We start from the raw sequence: 16,042 nt of genomic DNA, 5'->3' as shown, positions 1-16,042 counted from the left end.
GCCGGGGACGCGGCCGGGCGGGGGCGGGAGGCGCGGGAGGCGCCGCCCGGCGGACGCGGGAGGCGCCGCCTAGCGGACCCAGGCCGGGTCGCGGTGTTCGAGGAACGCCGCGACGCCCTCCCGCGCCTCCGGGCGGGTGAAGTACGAGGCCGACCGCTGCACCAGATCCTCGGCGTGCCGGTCGAACGCTTCGAGCACGTCGGCCGTCAGCAGCTTCTTCGCCTCGGCGAGGCCGTGCGGCGAGGCCCTGCGCAACCCGTCGAGCAGGCCGCCGAGCACCTCGTCGACGTCGTCGGCGACCGCGGTGAGCAGCCCGGCCGCCCGGGCCGCCGACGCGTCGAACTCCTCGCCCGTCAGGTAGTAGCGCGACGCGGAGCGCGGGTCGAGGCGCGGCAGCACCGTCATCGAGATCACGGCGGGCGCCACCCCGATCCGCACCTCCGTGAAGGCGAAGTCCGAGGCGCGGTCGGCGACCGCCATGTCGCACGCGCCGACGAGCCCGATGCCGCCCGCCCTGACATGGCCCGCGACCCGCGCGACGACCGGCTTGGGCAGCTCGACGATCTGCCGCATCAGCGCGACGAACGTGTAGGGGTTCGCGGGTCTCTTGAGGTCGGCGCCCGCGCTGAACGTCGTGCCGGTGTGCGTCAGCACGACCGCCCGCACCCGCGGGTCCTGCGCGCAGCGGGCCAGCTCGTCGGCCAACTCACCCACCAGGCGCGCCGAGAGGGCGTTGCGGTTCTCGGGCGAGTCGAGGGTCAGCGTCGTGATCCCCCGCTCGTGCGCCGACCGTACGAGGCCGGCCCCCGAGCCCGCGGGTCCCGCGCCCGCACCCTGCACCGCCGCGTCTCCCGTCATGCGCGTCATCTCCTTCGTGCCGTGGGGCTTCGTGCCGTGGGCTTCCTGTCCTGGGACCGGACGGAGACGGTCAATGTATGCCCTGTGTCCCCTTGCCCCGCAGGGGTTGCGGCACGCGCCGTGTCCGCGCCGCACGGCCCACACGCCGTCCCCCGGTCGGGTGGCACCCCGGGTCGCGCGCGCCGCACGGGGTAGCCGTGGCGAGACGCGGCGAGCGCCACCACGGGCCCGCGGCGCCACCGACCATCACCGCGCGTGAGGAGACGGCAGTGCCGAACGGGGAACAGCCTCAAGGGGTACCTGAAGGCGTGAGGGAACGAGCCGGCGAGCGTGACCGGTCCGCGCGGGGCGGGCGCGGGCGGCCCTGGCACCGGCGCGCACCCGGCGCCGCCCTGGCGGCGGCGGCCGTGCTGCTGACCGCGGCGGGCTGCGGCGGTGGCGGCGGCACGGGCGGCAGCGGCGGCGCGAGCCCCGCGGCATCGGCAGCGCCGACCACCGTGACCACGAGCAGCGGCACGTACCAGGGCGTGCAGCGGGGCGGTGTACGGGAGTTCCTCGGGATCCGCTACGCGCAGGCCCCCACAGGCGCGCACCGCTGGACGCTCCCCCGCGCCGCCACCGCACCCCAGGGCGTGCGGCACGCCGACAAGCCGGGGCCGCGCTGCGCCCAGAGCGCCGCGGCGCCGGGCGCGAAGCCGACGCTCTCCGAGGACTGCCTCTTCCTGAACGTGACCGCGCCGCGCGACCTGCGCAAGGGCGAGAAGCTGCCGGTCATGGTCTGGTGGCACGGCGGCGGCTACACCAGCGGCGCCGGCTCCGACTACGACGCGCAACGCCTCGCCGACGACGGGCACGTGATGGTGGTGACCGCCAACTACCGCCTCGGCGTGTTCGGTTACCTCGGCCTGCCGGGCCTCGAAGGCTCCGGCGACTTCGGCCTCGCCGACCAGGTGCAGAGCCTGCGCTGGACGAAGGCGAACGCGGCGCGCTTCGGCGGCGACCCGGACAACGTCACCGTCTTCGGGCAGTCCGCGGGCGCCATGTCGGCCTGCGCACTCCTCACGTCGCCGAGCGCGCGCGGCCTTGTCGACAAGGCCGTCGTGATGTCCGGCTCGTGCGCCCTGACATGGCCCGCGGGCACCCTCTTCCCCGGCGCGCCCGCGCAGACCCCGTACACCCGGCTCGCCACCGGCCAGGCCGACGGCGCCGCCGCCGCCAAGCGCCTCGGCTGCACCGGCTCGGGCGCCCTCGACTGCCTGCGCCGACTGCCCGCCGCCACACTCGTGCCGCTCAACCAGGAGTTCTCCGACCACCTCGCCTACGGCACGCCGCTGCTGCCGAAGAGCCCCGCCGAGGCCGTGCGCGCCGGTGACGTCGCCAAGGTGCCGGTCGTCTCGGGCGGCACCCGCGACGAGGCGCGCTCCTTCATCGGCGGCGCGATGAAGGCCGCGCCGAAGGCCGTCACGGCGAAGACGTACCCCGCGCTGCTGCGCACCGCGTTCGGATCGCACGCGGCCGAGGTCCAACGGGCCTACCCGCTCTCACGGTTCGGCGGCTCTGCGGGCCTCGCCTGGTCGACGGTCTCGACGGACGCCGCCTGGTCGTGCCCCACCAGGAGCGCCAACGCCGAGCTGGCGAAGCACACCAGCGTCTACGCGTACGAGTTCGCCGACGAGCACGCCCCCGACGTCAACGGCGTCGGCGACCCCGGCTTCCCGCTGGGCGCGGCGCACGCCTCCGACCTGCCGTACCTCTTCGACCTCGGCGGCAAGAACCTGCTGCACAGCAGCGGCCAGCAGCAGCTCTCCGACAAGATGATCGCCTCTTGGGCGTCCTTCGCCCGCACCGGGAAGCCCGCGGCGCCCGACACCCCGTGGAGCGCCTCCCTCGCCGCGCAGGGCAAGGCGCTCGCCCTCGCGCCCGGCGGCATCGCCCCGGTGGACACCGGGTCGGAACACCACTGCGCGCTGTGGGCGGGCATCACCGGCTGACCCCGCACACCGGCTAGGGCGGGCCTGAGCCGTTCAGCCAGAGCGCGCCGTACACCGCGGATACCGCGGCCGCCGCCGCGCACACCGCGGCGGCGGTCCGCCGGTGCCTGGCCAGCGCGCCCGCGAGCGGCAGCAGGACCGTGAACGCGGGCATCAGCAAACGGGGCTTGGAGCCGAAGTACCCGGACGAGCCGAGCGCGAAGAGCAGCACGATGCCCGTGTACGTCTGCACGGCGGCCGGGTAGCGGGCGCGAAAGCCCAACCCGTAGGCGTACAGCAGCAGTCCGACGCCGGCCAGCAGGCCGACGCCCGCGAGGGCGCCGGGGCCGCGCAGCAGCGCGGCGGCGAAGCGGGCGAAGGCGAGGCCGCCGTCGAAGCCGTTGCCCCAGCCGCGCTGCACGGCGAGGTAGCCGAACACACTGCCCGTGCGGGCGCCGACCCACAGCACGTACGCGCAGGCGCCGAGCGGCGCGAGCACCACGCCGGTCAGGGCGTCGGCGCGTACCCCCGCGCGGCGCGCCGCCACGGCCGCGCCCGCCAGGACCGCGCAGGCGACGGCGAGGCCCGTGGGGCGGGTGAGCCCCGCGAGCGAGGCGAGCACCCCGGCGAGCAGCCACCGCTCGCGGAGCGTCGCGTACAGCGCCCAGGCGGCGAGCGCCGTGAACAGCGACTCCGTGTACGCCATCGACTGCACGATCCCCACCGGCAGCGCCGCCCACAGCACCACGCACAGGAGCGCGGGCCGCGCGCCCGCGAGCCGGTGCGCCGTGGCGTGGATCCCGGCGGCGGCCGCGACCGAGGCGACGGCGCTGACCGCGAGCCCCGCGTCCGCCGCGCTCAGCCCCGAGGCCCCGGCGACACCCCCTTCGAGCCAGGGGAACAGCGGGAAGAACGCCATGTCGGACAGGGCCCTGCCGTCGGGCGCGACCAGGGTGACGTCGTAGCCCTGCTCGACGACGCGCGTGTACCAGAGCGCGTCCCAGCGGGCGCCGAGCAGCGTGCGCGCGCTGCGGCCCTCCCCTGCCGACCAGGCGGCGAGGACCGCGAGGCCGAGGGCGCGCACGCCCGCGTAGCACAGCAGCGCGCCGAGCAGCCCCCGCGCGGGCCGCGGTCCCGCGGCGGCGCGCGGCAGGTCGCGCGGGAGGTAGGGGGCGCGGGCGGGCGCGAGGAGCGTGCCGGCCGCGCGGTGCACGGCGCCGCCGCGCCCGTACGCGCGCCCCGGCGGCCCGCCGTCCTGCCGCGCTCCGGCGTCCCCCGATGCGGCCCCGGGCAGCAGCGTCAACCGCTTCCCCTCTCCGTCTGCGCACCGCCGTCCACGGCGGCCGCGTCCCCGCGTCCCGCGGGGCGGCCGCCGGACGTTCCGGGGGTCACCCTAAGCGCCCGCCCGACCACGCAAGGAAAGGGCCCTGCCTCCGGGGACGCCCGGGCGGGGCCGCGGCCGTACGGGCCCTAGCCGCGGCCCAGCGTTCTGAACTGGGTCAGTACGGCGCCGACGCTCGCGCCGATGACCAGCGCGATCGCGACCGCGTCGAGCACCGTGACGGCCTGTCCGAGGATGAGGAACCCCGCCGTCGCCGCGATCGCCGGCTCCAGGCTCATCAGCACGGAGAACGTCGCCGCCGGCAGCCGCCGCAGCGCGAGCAGCTCGAACGTGTAGGGCAGCGCCGACGACAGCACGGCCACCCCGAACGCGAGGCCGACCGTCGAGGGCACCAGCAGCTTCGCGCCGCTCTCCGCGACGCCGAGCGGCAGCGCGAGGACCGCGCCGACCCCCATCGCCAGCGCGAGCCCGTCCGCCTGCGGGAAGCGGCGTCCTGTGCGCGCGCTGAAGAGGATGTACGTGGCCCACATCAGGGCGGCGCCGAGCCCGAAGGCGATGCCGACCGGGTCGAGCCCGCCGGCTCCCCCGCCGAGCAGCCCGCTCAGCAGGAAGACGCCCGCGAGGGCGCACGCCGCCCACAGCACGTTGATCAGCCTGCGGGACGCGATCACCGAGAGCGAGAGCGGGCCGAGGACCTCAAGGGTCACGCCTGCGCCGAGCGGGATGCGGTCGACCGCCTCGTAGAACAGGCTGTTCATCGCGGCCATCACCGCGCCGAAGACGAGGACCGTGCCCCAGTCGGCCCGCGAGTGGCCGCGCAGCGCGGGACGGCAGGCGACGAGCAGCACGACCGCGGCGAGCACCAGCCGCAGCGCGACGATGCCGAGCACCCCGGCGCGCGGCATCAGGGAGACCGCGACGGCCCCGCCGAACTGCACGGACACGCACCCCGAGAGCACCAGGCCGAGCGCGCCGAACGACCGCGGGGACGGCCCGCCGCCCGCGGGCCCCGGGGCGCCTGGCTCCCCCGGGGTGACGGCGGGGACCGCGGCCCCCGCCGTCACCGACGACGACGTCGCACCAGAACTCAAGGGGACCTCCCACCACGCGCAGTACAGCGGACTGGACAAGGAGTCCAAGGTACTGCGCGGCCGCGACCCGTCACACACCCGTGCGAACACCGCGGGAACACGCCTGTCGCCCCCGGCGCGGGGGCGCCCGCCCGCGTCTCACCGGACGGACACGGTTCCGCGGGATTTGCCCGAAGGGCTACGCTCCGACCGTGGCCGACATTCAGATTCCCGCTGACATCAAGCCCGCCGACGGCCGGTTCGGCTCGGGCCCCTCCAAGGTGCGGACGGAAGCGGTCGACGCGCTGGCCGCGACCGGCACGTCCCTCCTGGGCACGTCCCACCGCCAGGCCCCCGTCAAGAACCTCGTCGGCGCGGTGCGCGACGGCGTCAGGGAACTGTTCTCGCTGCCGGACGGTTACGAGGTGATCCTCGGCAACGGCGGCTCCACCGCCTTCTGGGACATCGCGACCCACGGGCTGATCGAGAACAAGTCCCAGCACCTGAGCTTCGGCGAGTTCTCCTCCAAGTTCGCCAAGGCGGCCAAGCTCGCGCCGTGGCTGGCCGAGCCCACCGTCATCTCCGCGGACCCGGGCTCGCACCCCGAGCCCAAGGGCGAACAGGGCGTGGACGTCTACGCGCTGACGCACAACGAGACCTCGACCGGTGTCGCGGCGCCGATCGCCCGGGTCGCGGGCGCAGACGACGGCGCGCTCGTGCTGGTCGACGCGACCTCCGCGGCCGCGGGCCTGCCGGTCGACATCGCCGAGACCGACGTCTACTACTTCGCGCCGCAGAAGGCGTTCGCGTCCGACGGCGGCCTGTGGATCGGGGTCTTCTCCCCCGCCGCCCTGGAGCGCGCCGCGCGCGTCCACGGATCGGGGCGCCACGTACCGGAGTTCTTCTCGCTGCCCACGGCGATCGACAACTCGCTGAAGAACCAGACGTACAACACCCCCGCGCTGACCACGCTGTTCCTGCTCAACGAGCAGCTGAAGTGGATCAACTCGCAGGGCGGGCTCGACTTCTCCACCGGCCGCTCGGCCGCCTCGGCGCGCGCGCTCTACGGCTGGGCCGAGGCGTCCAAGCACGCCACGCCCTTCGTCGCCGACCCCGCGAAGCGCTCCGCGGTCGTCGGCACGGTCGACTTCTCCGACGACATCGACGCCGCCGCCGTCGCGAAGGCGCTGCGGGCCAACGGCATCGTGGACACCGAGCCGTACCGCAAGCTGGGCCGCAACCAGCTGCGCGTGGCGATGTTCCCCGCGGTCGACCCGGCCGACGTGGAGGCCCTCACCGCCTGCGTCGACTACGTCATCGACCACCTCTGAGGCGCACGCCCGCGCTGCTCGGCGGTGCTCGGCCCGAAGGCCCCCTCTCCCGTGAGGGGGCCTTCGGCCTGCCTCACCGCGTACGGGCGAGGCCTGGCGCCACGCGGTCCGCCGGCGTCAGCCGTCTCAGCCGTCTCAGCCCGCGCGTCTCAGCCGTCTCAGCCCGCGGCGAGGAGCACGCCTCCGTCGGCGGCGAGCACGGCCCCGGTGACGGAGCGCTTCCCCAACAGGTACAGGTGCACCGCCGCGACCTCGTCCGCCTCTCCGATCGACCCGGCTGGGCGCGGTGGACTTCACCGCCCTGCCCCGCCCGTGACGCGGCGCCCCGGGCTCAGTGCCAGTTCCAGTCGATCAGGGTGCTCAGCGTCTCCGCGTGGAAGTCCGGGAAGTCCATGGGCACGATCCCGAGGTGCGTACGCTCCGACAGGCGCGCGGCGAGATAGCTCTGCACGCCCGGCATGATCGCGTCCGCGTTCGCCTTGGGCCAGCCGCCGCCCGCGTAGCTGGTGAAGTTGATGTACATCAGCGCCGAGTCCTGGTCGTCGGCAACGTTGTCGAACTGCTGCGTGACCTTCCCGGTCTTCTGCGACGGGCTGGAAAGACCCTGGTAGACGTCCTGGAGCGAGAACCACTGGTTGGACAGGAAGTCGTTGTCACCGCCCGGCCACTGGAGCACAGGCCAGTCGTTGTCGAACTGCGCGATCAACACGATCCGCCCGCGGGCCTCGCCCAGCGAGGGCACCCGGTCGGTGAGCAGGAACGTGGACCGCCACCCCTTGTCGTCCAGGTAGACGTCGAGGATGTCCTTGAAGCGCGAACCCACGTCGTTGCCGGTGCCGTTCTCCTTCTTCAGCCGCACCACGACCGTCTCGTCCGCGTGCTCCCGCAGGAAATCGCCGCACTGCGCCAGCACGTCGTCGAAGGTGATCCCCTGGTACCACCCGGAGTGGTACATCCCGAACGCGTCGTCAGGATGCCCTTCGAGCCCATTGGCCCGCAGGTCCAGGAACCGTACCCCGCGCTGGAGTTGCTCGGTGATCCCCCAGTTCTGCGTGTGCGACCACTCGGTCCCGTTCGCCGGGTCGGTGCAGCAGGAGTCATGAGTGCCGGGAAGGGTCATCCGCAGCAGCGAGAGCCCATCGGGCAACGCCCCCATCCAGTCGGCGGGCACCGCACTGCCGACCCCCGCGGCGGCGGCCCGCGCCACCCCGCCCCCACCCACGAGCACGCCGGCCGAGGCACCGGCGACAGAAGCAACAAACGATCGACGACTCAGCATCATGCCCCGCTACATGCCCCACCACCCCCTCCCCTCAACCACCCCCAGCCCAGAGGCCCTTGACGGCACCGCGGCATGCCGGACGCGTCGGTCAGAGGCTTCCGGCCACCGCGGCGCGCAACTCCCGTACCCCCGGGACAAGAGGGTGTCGCTCCGCCAGCTCGCGCACGACGGTGCGGATCGCGGGCCGGTCCCGCACCTCGCCAGGGCTGGCCCGGTGCGCATCGAGCAGGGCACGGGCAGCCTGCTCGGGCCGCTGCCACGCCCACCACGCCCGCGCCATGTCCGTCCCCAGCCGGGCCCTCCGCTCGGCGGTCGGAAAATGCTCCGGCCGCAGGGCCTTGCCCGCCTCCAGCGCGGCGCCGGCGTCGCCGAGCGCCCAGTGGACGCCGACGGCGTAGAGATCCACCGCTGCCGGGGTGACGGGGAACAGCCGCCCCACGGGAGCGACTCCGGGAAGCCGGCAGGCCGCGCGGTGAGCCTCCTCCATCATCGCGAGCGCCTCGGCCCGCCGCCCGCCCCTGGCCGCGGTGTAGGCGAGGGTGCACAGCATCTGCGCGTAAGCCGAAAGCGCGGCCCCAGTACGCAGTCCGGTCGCCTCGACGTCCGCCGCCGCCGATGCCATGAGCCGCTGTGCCGCGTCGCCCCTGTGCTGGTGGCGCAGGACGATCGCGAGTTCCCTGGCGGCGGCCGCCGCCGCGAGCGGCGCCCCGGAGACCTGCGCCCAGGTGCGCGCCCGGTCGGCGGTGAGCCGGGCCCTGTCGTAGGAGCCCACCTTGATCAGTGCCGCGGAAGCAAGGCTGTACACGGACGACAGCCGCGCCTGGTCGAGTTCCCGACGGGACGCCAGAGCGGCGTGCGCGTCTGCGATCAGAGCGGGGAGCGAACCGAGAAGTCGGCCATGGGCACCCTTGTCGTACAGCGTGCGGGCGGAGGCGAGACGGACGTCGAGCGGCCCCGAGTTCGACGGTGCCGGGGGCTCGGCGAGAGCGTCGTCAAGGCCCACGAGCAGGGCGGTCGGCCCGGCAGCGGCCGCGGCGGCAAGCAGCGTTCTGCGGCGCATGGGGTCCTCCTCGGCGTCATGCGGAACGGCGGTCACTTTAGTGGCGGCCGATACGGGCGCGGAGGACGGCGCCAAAGATGTCACCAGGACGTGTCGAGGCACGCCGACTTCGAGGGCCGCACGGTGGACAAGGGCCAGGTCGACGACGCGGGCCCTGCGCTCCAGCCGCGAGAGCGTGGCCGGGGAGCAGCCGAGGCGTCCGCCGAGGGCGGCGAGAGTCCAGCCGCGCTGCTCACGGCCGAGCCTGACCAGTGCGCCTGGGAGGCGCCGCGCGACCAGCTCCCGGACCCTCGGAGTGTCCCACAACAGGTCATCGGCCAAGGAAACCTCCCACACCGGACAACCCCGGGCTGTCACGGTAGAGCCGGTGCAGAGCGGTGTCGAGGGTCCTTGCACACCGCGCAAAGTCCTTGCACAGACGAGAAGTTGATCGTACGGCCGGCTCACGGCGCGGTGTTCTTGGAGTGTCGCCCCGGCTCGCGGGGCACCGTCCACCGGAGGGCAGCATGACGACGACAGCAGAACTCGCCCCGGCCGACCCCGCAAGCGGCAGGGGCCGATCGCCACGGGAGATCGTGACGGCCGAACTGTGGGAGAAGCAGGTCGGCCTCCTGCAGCGCGACTACCCCTATGACTCGGTCATGGCCGGCCGCGTCCTCGGACAGGCATACGCCTATCTGCTGACCGCGATGGCGCACCGGGGCGAGCAGCTGGGACTCGCGCCCAGCAGCCTCGTGGACATCGGGGTCCACACGATCATCCTCGACACCGCGGCGTACGCCGAACTGTGCGACCGCTACAACTCGGGGCGCTTCCTGCACCATGTGCCGCTGGTGGAGGCCAAGGACGACGGCTCGGTCATGCGGACCGCCCGCGTCCTCGCCGAGGACGGCTGGGAAGTCGACCTGCCGCTGTGGGCCGACGCGGCGAAGTGCAGCCCCTGCCATCCGGGCAGCGACTCGCACTGATGCGCGGGGGCGAGCAGGGAGGTGGCTCGGGCGGGTGAGGTTCGGGGGGAGGGGCGCGGGCGTGGGGCGGCGGCGGCAGGATGGGGCGGGTGCAGCCCACCGCAGACCTCTGGCACCACTACGGCCGCGCCCGCCTCGACCGGGACCGGGGTGTTCCCGGGCGCTTCCGCTGGTCGTGGGACCAGCGCAGCGGCCCGGGGGCCGAGGTGCTCGGGGAGTTGGACGGTCGCGTCGTCGGGGACCTCGGGGCGGGGGCCGCCCGGCACGCCGCGTACCTCGCGGTGCGTCACGGCCCCGCGCGGGTCGACGCGATCGACAGCTCGCCCGCGCAGCACGCGATGGCCGCCGGCCTGTTCGGGCCTCTGGCGCGGCTGCGCCTCGTGCACGCCGACGCGGCGGCCCACCTGCGGGCCGCGCCGCAGGGGTACGACGTGCTCTACAGCGTCTTCGGAGGCGTGGACTTCGGCGACCCGCGCGAGGTGCTGCCCGCGGCGGCCGGTGCGCTGCGGCCGGGCGGCAGGCTCGTGTTCTCGACGCTCGCCCACTACCTGGGCGGGGCGCCCGCGGCTGCCGACGCCGTGGCCGCCGACGTGCCCGCGCGCACCCCCGAGGGCGCGGCGGCCACGATGCGCCGCTGGGTCCTCCAGGAGCACGTGTGGGTGAAGCTGCTCGACGCGGCGGGCTTCACCGCCATCGAGGTCGACGTACTGCCGCGCGCCCGGGACGGGCCGCGCGCCGCCGCGGCGCTGCTGGTGGGGGCGGTGCGCCGGGGGCAGGTGGGGTCAGGGCTTGCGGCGTCCGCGTTTGCGGGTGCCCAGGAGCAGGAGGGCCAGCAGGGCTACGACGGCGAGGACTGCTGTGGTCTTGGCGTTCGGGGAGGAAGAGGACGAGGACGAGTGGGGGGAGGGGGGTTGGGGGGTTGAGGAGGTCGGCGTGGGGGTGGGGAGGTCGACGCGGACGACGTGGCTGTCCTTGCCCTCCGAGCCGAACATCAGGGCCCTGCCGTCCCCGGTGTAGGTGACGGACTCGGCCTGCGGGAGGAAGGGGGCGCTCACCGGGAACTGCTTGCCGAGGCGGCCGTCGTGCCAGGCGTAGCCGTAGGCGCCGAGGTAGGAGCGCAGCACCAGTCGGCTGCCGTCCGGGGAGAACGCGCCGTCCGTGACCCAGGGGACGGACGCGACGCGGCGGAAGACGTTGGTACCGGTCGGGGTGAGGCGGGCGGGGCCCTCGTACAGGCCGCCGCCGTCCTCGTTCTTGGAGGCGATGTAGACGCGGCCGGTGGCCGGGTCGACCATCAGGGACTCGGCGTTGCGCGGGCCGTCCGCGTACTTCACGGTGAACTGCGTGGCGTCGACGGCCTGGTCGCCCAGGTGCTTCGGCTCCGGGAAGCGGTAGATCCAGACGTGGTCCCAGGAGCCGCCCAGGTTGTCGCCGATGTCGCCGACATACAGGTCGCCGTCGGGGCCGAGGGAGATCGCCTCCACGTCGCGGGGCGCGCCGACGCCGCGCAGGGTGACCCGGGCGACGGTCTCGCCGGTCCGCGAGTCGACGGCGTAGACGTACGGGCCGTCGCCGCTGTCGTTGTGCGTCCAGTAGACGCCCGGGTGCAGGCGGCTCGCGGCGAGGCCGCTCGACTCGGTGATCCGCGGGTCCTTGATCGTGAAGCTCTGGTCGGCCCCGCCCGCCGCGCGCGCGGGCGCGGCGCCCGGCACGGCAGCGGCGGCGAGAGCGGCCAGGACGGCGAGCACGACGGCCGCGGCGCGGCGGGGCCACGACGGCGGCGACGGGCGGCGGGGGCGCATCCCCCCAGCCTGCCATCCCGGCAGGAAGCGCCGGGCGAGGGCCGGGGATGATGACCGGATGCGCTTCCTGTTCGTCGGCGACTCCATGACCATAGGCCGCGCCGGGGAGGTGACCTGGCGGCACGAGCTGACCCGGCATCTGGCGGGCTGCGCCGCCTGCTCAGGTCACGGACCCGCCGAGGTGGTCGGGCCGTGGACCCACCAGTACGGGGAGGGCCCCGGCGGCGGCACGGCAGGGGGCGCGCACCTCGCCGCGTGGGGCGAGGGCTGGCTGCACATGGCGCCCCGGATAGGGCGCGCGGTCGCCGAGCACGCCCCCGACGTGCTGCTCGTCTCGCTCGGCCTGATCGACCTGGGCTTCTACACGGACAGCGCGCAGACGGAGGCGAACGTGCGGCGGTTCGTCGCCGAGGCGCGCGCCGCGGCGCCGGGCGCGAGCGCCGTGGTGCTGCCCGTCGTGCCCAACGTACGGGCCGACACGGACGCCCTGTTCGCCGCCGAGGTCGAGCGCTTCAACGGGCGCCTCGCCGCCGCGCTCGCCGAACTCACCGGCCCCCGCTCGCCGCTGGTGCTCGCGCCGCCGCCGACCGCGCAGCCGGTCGCGTACGACATCCACCGCGACACGTACGACGGCACGCACCCCGCGCCCTCGGGCGCGCGCAAGCTCGCCGCGGCCTTCGCCGGCGCGCTGCACACGCTGCGGGGCGCGGACGCCTCCTGCGCCCCGGGCGCCTCGCGCACTTCGGATGCCTCGTACGCCTCATGCGCCCCGCGCGACACGTACGCCTCCCCCGTGCTCTGACCCCGTGGTCGCGGAGGCGGCCTCAGCCGCGGGCGCGCCCCGGCTGCCGACCGCCCGGACGCGGCGCCGCCGCGCCGCCCACCCCGCACTCCCCGTCCGCCACCGGGTCCCTGCCTCCCGGAGCCCGGGGCCGCGCCGCGCGCCTGCTCCGGTCGGCCTCCGCCCTCTTGCTTCGAGTCCGCTCCAACGCGTTGGGTGGACGCATGAAGTACACGCAGCTCGGACGCACGGGACTCGAAGTCAGCCGCATCGTCCTCGGCACCATGAACTTCGGCCCGCTCACCAACGAGGCCGACAGCCACACCATCATGGACGCCGCCCTGGACGCGGGCGTCAACTACTTCGACACCGCCAATGTCTACGGGTGGGGCGAGAACAAGGGCCGCACCGAGGAGATCATCGGCACCTGGTTCGCGCAGGGCGGCGGCCGCAGGGACAAGGTCGTCCTCGCCACCAAGGTCAACGGGAACATGGCGGCGGACAACCCGCCGTGGCCCAACCACCACAAGCTCTCGGCGGTCAACATCCGCCGGGCCGTCGACGCGAGCCTCAAGCGGCTCCAGACCGACCACATCGACATCTACCAGTTCCACCACGTCGACCGGAACACGCCGATCGAGGAGATCTGGCAGGCGATCGAGGTCCTGATCCAGCAGGGCAAGATCCTCTACGCGGGCTCGTCCAACTTCCCCGGCTACAAGATCGCGCAGGCCAACGAGGCCGCGCGGCAGCGCGGGCGGGTCGGCCTGGTCAGCGAGCAGTGCCTGTACAACCTCGCGGAGCGCCGCGCCGAGATGGAGGTCATCCCCGCGGCGGTGGAGTACGGCCTCGGCGTGATCCCCTGGTCGCCGCTGCAGAGCGGCCTCCTCGGCGGCGTGATCCGCAAGGAGCGCGAGCGCGGCGGCGACGCCGAGGGGCGCTCCGTGGCCCGCCTGAAGGACTCCCCCGCCCTGCGCGACCAGGTGCAGCGGTACGAGGACCTGCTCGACAAGCACGGCATCGCGCCGGGCGAGGCGGCCCTCGCCTGGCTGCTGACCCGGCCGGGCGTCACGGGCCCGATCGTCGGCCCGCGCACGATGGAGCAGCTGGAGTCCGGGCTGCGCGCCGTGGACCTCGAACTCTCCGGCGAGGTCCTGACGGCCCTCGACGAGATCTTCCCCGGTCCCGGCCCGTCGCCCGAGGCGTTCGCCTGGTAGTTCCCGGTGGTCTCCGGTGGTCTCCGGTAGTCCTCGGGAGTTCCCGGTGATTCCCCGCTCGTACGGCAAAGGGGCGTGCGGCCGCCTGCCGCCCGCCCCTCCGCCGCGTGCGTACGCCGCCGCGGTGGCCGCGCCGCGCCCTCGCGCGGCCGGCCGCTCAGTGCGTCGCCGCGGCCACCGCGACGATCACGAAGAGGAGCAGCAGCACACCGGCCATGATCCGGTTCCGGGTCTTCGGGTCCACCCCCCGAGGTTAACGGCCGGGGCCGAGCGGCCACCGGGCGAGGGCCTCGTAGCGCGGCCCCGCGCCCGGCGTGCGGCCGTCCGGCAGGTGGCTGCGCACGAGGCACAGCTCGGCCGCCTGCCAGGCGGGCCCGTCGAGCGGCGCGAGCGCCGCGGCGTACGGCCGCAGGTCCACAGCGTGCGGGCCGCGCACGCGGGCGAGCGTCAGGTGCGGGCGGTACGCGTGGTGCTGCTCGGCGGGCGGGGCGCCCGCGCGCCCCGCCGCCGCCCGTACCCGCTCGGCGAGGCGCCGCAGCGCGGGCAGGTCGCCCCGGGCGCCCGCCCACAGCGCACGCCCGCCGAAGTGCCCGCCGCCCGCGATCCGCAGCGGGAACGGCCCGCCGCGCCGCGCCGCGCGGCCCAGCCGCTCCCCCAGCTCTGGCAGCAGCTCCTCGCCGACCTCGCCGAGGAACGCCAGGGTGAAGTGCCAGGTCTCGGGGCCCGTCCAGCGCAGCAGGTCGGCGTCCGGCAGGGCGCGCAGCGGCCCGAGCGCCGACTCCAGGTCCCGTACGGCGCCGTCGGGCGGCAGCACGGCCGCGAACAGTCTCACCCGCCCACCCAAGCACGCCCACGGACCGCGCACGGATTGCGCACGGACCACGTACGGCAGGAGGGCGGGCGGCGCACCGCGCGCCGCCCGCCCCTCCTGCCGTCCCGGCCCTGCCTCAGGCGTACCGTCCCGGTCCTGCCTCAGGCCGCCTCAGGCCACGGACGCCAGCTCCGCCTCCCGGCGCGCGCCGGGGCGCGGCACCAGCTCGACATACGGAAGGCCGTTGCGCACGCCCATCCTCGGCCGTACGCCCACGACCTTGACCAGCACGAAGCCGACGACCAGCGCCGCGACCAGCGTGACGGCGCCGCCCGCGGCGAAGCCCGCGCGGGCGCCGAAGGTGTCGGTGACCCAGCCGAGCAGCGGCCCGCCGATCGGGGTTCCGCCGACGAAGACCATCATGTACAGGCTCATCACGCGGCCCCGCATCGCGGGCTCGGCCGCCATCTGCACGGTGGTGTTCGCGCTGATGTTGTTCGTCATGCCCATCATGCCGATCGGCACCAGGATCAGGCTGAACAGCCAGACGTACGGCGAGAACGACACCACGACCTCGAGCAGCCCGAACATCGCGGCGGCGAAGATCAGCAGCCGCAGCCGGGTGGAGCGCCTGCGCGCCGCGAGCAGCGCGCCGATCAGGGAGCCCGCCGCCATCAGGATGTTGAAGAACGAGTACATCCCGGCGCCGCCGTGGAAGATGTCGTTCGCGAACGCCGTCAGCCAGATCGGGAAGTTGAAGCCGAACGTGCCGACGAAGCCGACGAGCACGATCGGCGCGATCAGCTCGGGCCGCCCCTTCACATAGCGCAGGCCCTCGCGCAGCTGGCCCTTGCCGCGCTTGACGAGCTGGTTCTTGTGCAGCTCGGACGGGCGCATCAGCAGCAGCCCGGTGAGCGGCGCGAGGAACGAGAGGCCGTTGAAGAGGAACGCGTAGCCGCTGCCGACCGAGGTGATCAGCACACCGGCGACGGCCGGGCCGACCAGGCGCGCGGTCTGGAAGTTCGCCGAGTTGAGGCTGACCGCGTTGCGCACCTGGCGGGGGCCGACCATCTCGGAGACGAACGACTGGCGCGTCGGGTTGTCGACGACCGTGACCACGCCGACCAGGAAGGCGATCAGGTAGACGTGCCACACCTGGACGTGCCCGGAGAGGGTCAGGGCCGCGAGCACCAGCCCGCACAGGCCCATGGAGCCCTGGGTGGCGATCAGCAGCCGGTGCTTCGGGTAGCGGTCGACGAGCACGCCTCCGTACAGGCCGAACAGCAGCATCGGCAGGAACTGGAGCGCCGTCGTGATGCCGACCGCCGCCGAGGAGTGCGTCAGGCTGAGGACCAGCCAGTCCTGGGTGACGCGCGACATCCACGTACCGATGTTGGAGACGACGGCGCCCGAGGCGAACAGCCGGTAGTTGCGGATCTTGAGCGAGGAGAACATGCCGCCGGGCGCGGCGTCCGGCAGCGCCCGCGCGCTGTCGCCTGCGGGGGCGGCGGATGCCCCGGGGGCTTCGGGCGCGGGGTCCGCTGCGGCGA

13 protein-coding genes and 1 pseudogene are annotated in these 16,042 nt (G+C 74.6%); 6 read left to right on the top strand and 8 right to left on the bottom strand.

Annotated elements, in window-relative coordinates; all coding sequences use genetic code 11:
- Nucleotides 1–69: 69 nt before the first annotated feature.
- Entirely contained in the window at nt 70–858 is a 789-nt protein-coding gene (locus AB0910_RS09095; protein WP_366743871.1) for an enoyl-CoA hydratase family protein, read from the bottom strand.
- 308 nt (nt 859–1,166) lie between these two features.
- On the opposite strand from AB0910_RS09095, the gene AB0910_RS09090 reads away from it, so the two are divergent.
- The gene (locus tag AB0910_RS09090) at nt 1,167–2,849 is read left to right on the top strand and encodes a carboxylesterase family protein (RefSeq protein ID WP_366743870.1); all 1,683 of its coding nucleotides are present in this window, start codon (nt 1,167–1,169) and stop codon (nt 2,847–2,849) included.
- 13 nt (nt 2,850–2,862) lie between these two features.
- On the opposite strand, the gene AB0910_RS09085 is transcribed toward AB0910_RS09090, so the two are convergent.
- Nucleotides 2,863–3,981, bottom strand: coding sequence for a glycosyltransferase family 39 protein (locus tag AB0910_RS09085; RefSeq protein WP_366743892.1), 1,119 nt, complete (start codon nt 3,979–3,981; stop codon nt 2,863–2,865).
- A 317-nt stretch (nt 3,982–4,298) separates the two neighbouring features.
- Complete coding sequence (locus AB0910_RS09080; protein ID WP_366743869.1) at nt 4,299–5,300, bottom strand: EamA family transporter; 1,002 nt, start codon at nt 5,298–5,300, stop codon at nt 4,299–4,301.
- 152 nt (nt 5,301–5,452) lie between these two features.
- Here AB0910_RS09080 and serC point away from each other — a divergent pair, with 152 nt between their 5' ends.
- The gene (serC, locus tag AB0910_RS09075; protein WP_366743868.1) at nt 5,453–6,571 is read left to right on the top strand and encodes a phosphoserine transaminase; all 1,119 of its coding nucleotides are present in this window, start codon (nt 5,453–5,455) and stop codon (nt 6,569–6,571) included.
- A gap of 331 nt (nt 6,572–6,902) precedes the next feature.
- Here the strand turns inward: serC and AB0910_RS09070 are convergent, their stop codons facing one another.
- Together AB0910_RS09070 and AB0910_RS09065 are read right to left on the bottom strand one after the other, a co-directional pair.
- Entirely contained in the window at nt 6,903–7,799 is an 897-nt protein-coding gene (locus AB0910_RS09070) for a phosphatidylinositol-specific phospholipase C (RefSeq protein WP_366743867.1), read from the bottom strand.
- Between the two features lie 142 nt (nt 7,800–7,941).
- On the bottom strand, nt 7,942–9,234 hold the full coding sequence (locus tag AB0910_RS09065; protein ID WP_366743866.1) for a helix-turn-helix transcriptional regulator: 1,293 nt from the start codon (nt 9,232–9,234) through the stop codon (nt 7,942–7,944).
- Nucleotides 9,235–9,419: 185 nt separating this feature from the next.
- On the opposite strand from AB0910_RS09065, the gene AB0910_RS09060 reads away from it, so the two are divergent.
- Both AB0910_RS09060 and AB0910_RS09055 read left to right on the top strand, forming a co-directional pair.
- The gene (locus AB0910_RS09060) at nt 9,420–9,881 is read left to right on the top strand and encodes a hypothetical protein (protein WP_366743865.1); all 462 of its coding nucleotides are present in this window, start codon (nt 9,420–9,422) and stop codon (nt 9,879–9,881) included.
- An 89-nt stretch (nt 9,882–9,970) separates the two neighbouring features.
- Nucleotides 9,971–10,648: pseudogene (locus AB0910_RS09055) on the top strand (class I SAM-dependent methyltransferase); the annotation flags it as partial.
- A 15-nt stretch (nt 10,649–10,663) separates the two neighbouring features.
- Here AB0910_RS09055 and AB0910_RS09050 read toward each other — a convergent pair.
- Nucleotides 10,664–11,683, bottom strand: a complete 1,020-nt coding sequence (locus tag AB0910_RS09050) for a WD40 repeat domain-containing protein (protein WP_366743864.1) — start codon at nt 11,681–11,683, stop codon at nt 10,664–10,666.
- 58 nt (nt 11,684–11,741) lie between these two features.
- On the opposite strand from AB0910_RS09050, the gene AB0910_RS09045 reads away from it, so the two are divergent.
- Nucleotides 11,742–12,485 carry a GDSL-type esterase/lipase family protein gene (locus tag AB0910_RS09045; RefSeq protein WP_366743863.1) on the top strand — a complete coding sequence of 248 codons (744 nt, stop codon included), beginning with the start codon at nt 11,742–11,744 and terminating at the stop codon, nt 12,483–12,485.
- A 203-nt stretch (nt 12,486–12,688) separates the two neighbouring features.
- A complete protein-coding gene (locus AB0910_RS09040) occupies nt 12,689–13,681 on the top strand; it encodes an aldo/keto reductase (RefSeq protein ID WP_366743862.1) in 993 nt (330 codons plus the stop codon).
- Nucleotides 13,682–13,934: 253 nt separating this feature from the next.
- Here AB0910_RS09040 and thpR read toward each other — a convergent pair whose 3' ends face one another.
- Nucleotides 13,935–14,513, bottom strand: a complete 579-nt coding sequence (gene thpR, locus AB0910_RS09035; RefSeq protein WP_366743861.1) for an RNA 2',3'-cyclic phosphodiesterase — start codon at nt 14,511–14,513, stop codon at nt 13,935–13,937.
- Between the two features lie 150 nt (nt 14,514–14,663).
- Nucleotides 14,664–15,947 carry an MFS transporter gene (locus AB0910_RS09030; protein WP_366743891.1) on the bottom strand — a complete coding sequence of 428 codons (1,284 nt, stop codon included), beginning with the start codon at nt 15,945–15,947 and terminating at the stop codon, nt 14,664–14,666.
- Nucleotides 15,948–16,042 lie beyond the last annotated feature (95 nt).

Source organism: Streptomyces sp. NPDC047002 (assembly GCF_040704505.1).
Classification (GTDB): Bacteria; Actinomycetota; Actinomycetes; order Streptomycetales; family Streptomycetaceae; genus Streptomyces.
Note: the sequence above shows the minus strand (reverse complement) of the source record. Positions and strands in the feature narration are given on the sequence as shown.

Bases quoted from the DNA above. Each gene is read 5' to 3' on its own strand.
- AB0910_RS09045 (WP_366743863.1), top strand. From the start codon at position 11,742: ATGCGCTTCCTGTTCGTCGGCGACTCCATGACCATAGGCCGCGCCGGG.
- AB0910_RS09040 (WP_366743862.1), top strand. From the start codon at position 12,689: ATGAAGTACACGCAGCTCGGACGCACGGGACTCGAAGTCAGCCGCATC.
- AB0910_RS09095 (WP_366743871.1), bottom strand. From the start codon at position 858: ATGACGGGAGACGCGGCGGTGCAGGGTGCGGGCGCGGGACCCGCGGGC.
- AB0910_RS09050 (WP_366743864.1), bottom strand. From the start codon at position 11,683: ATGCGCCCCCGCCGCCCGTCGCCGCCGTCGTGGCCCCGCCGCGCCGCG.
- AB0910_RS09030 (WP_366743891.1), bottom strand. From the start codon at position 15,947: ATGTTCTCCTCGCTCAAGATCCGCAACTACCGGCTGTTCGCCTCGGGC.
- AB0910_RS09060 (WP_366743865.1), top strand. From the start codon at position 9,420: ATGACGACGACAGCAGAACTCGCCCCGGCCGACCCCGCAAGCGGCAGG.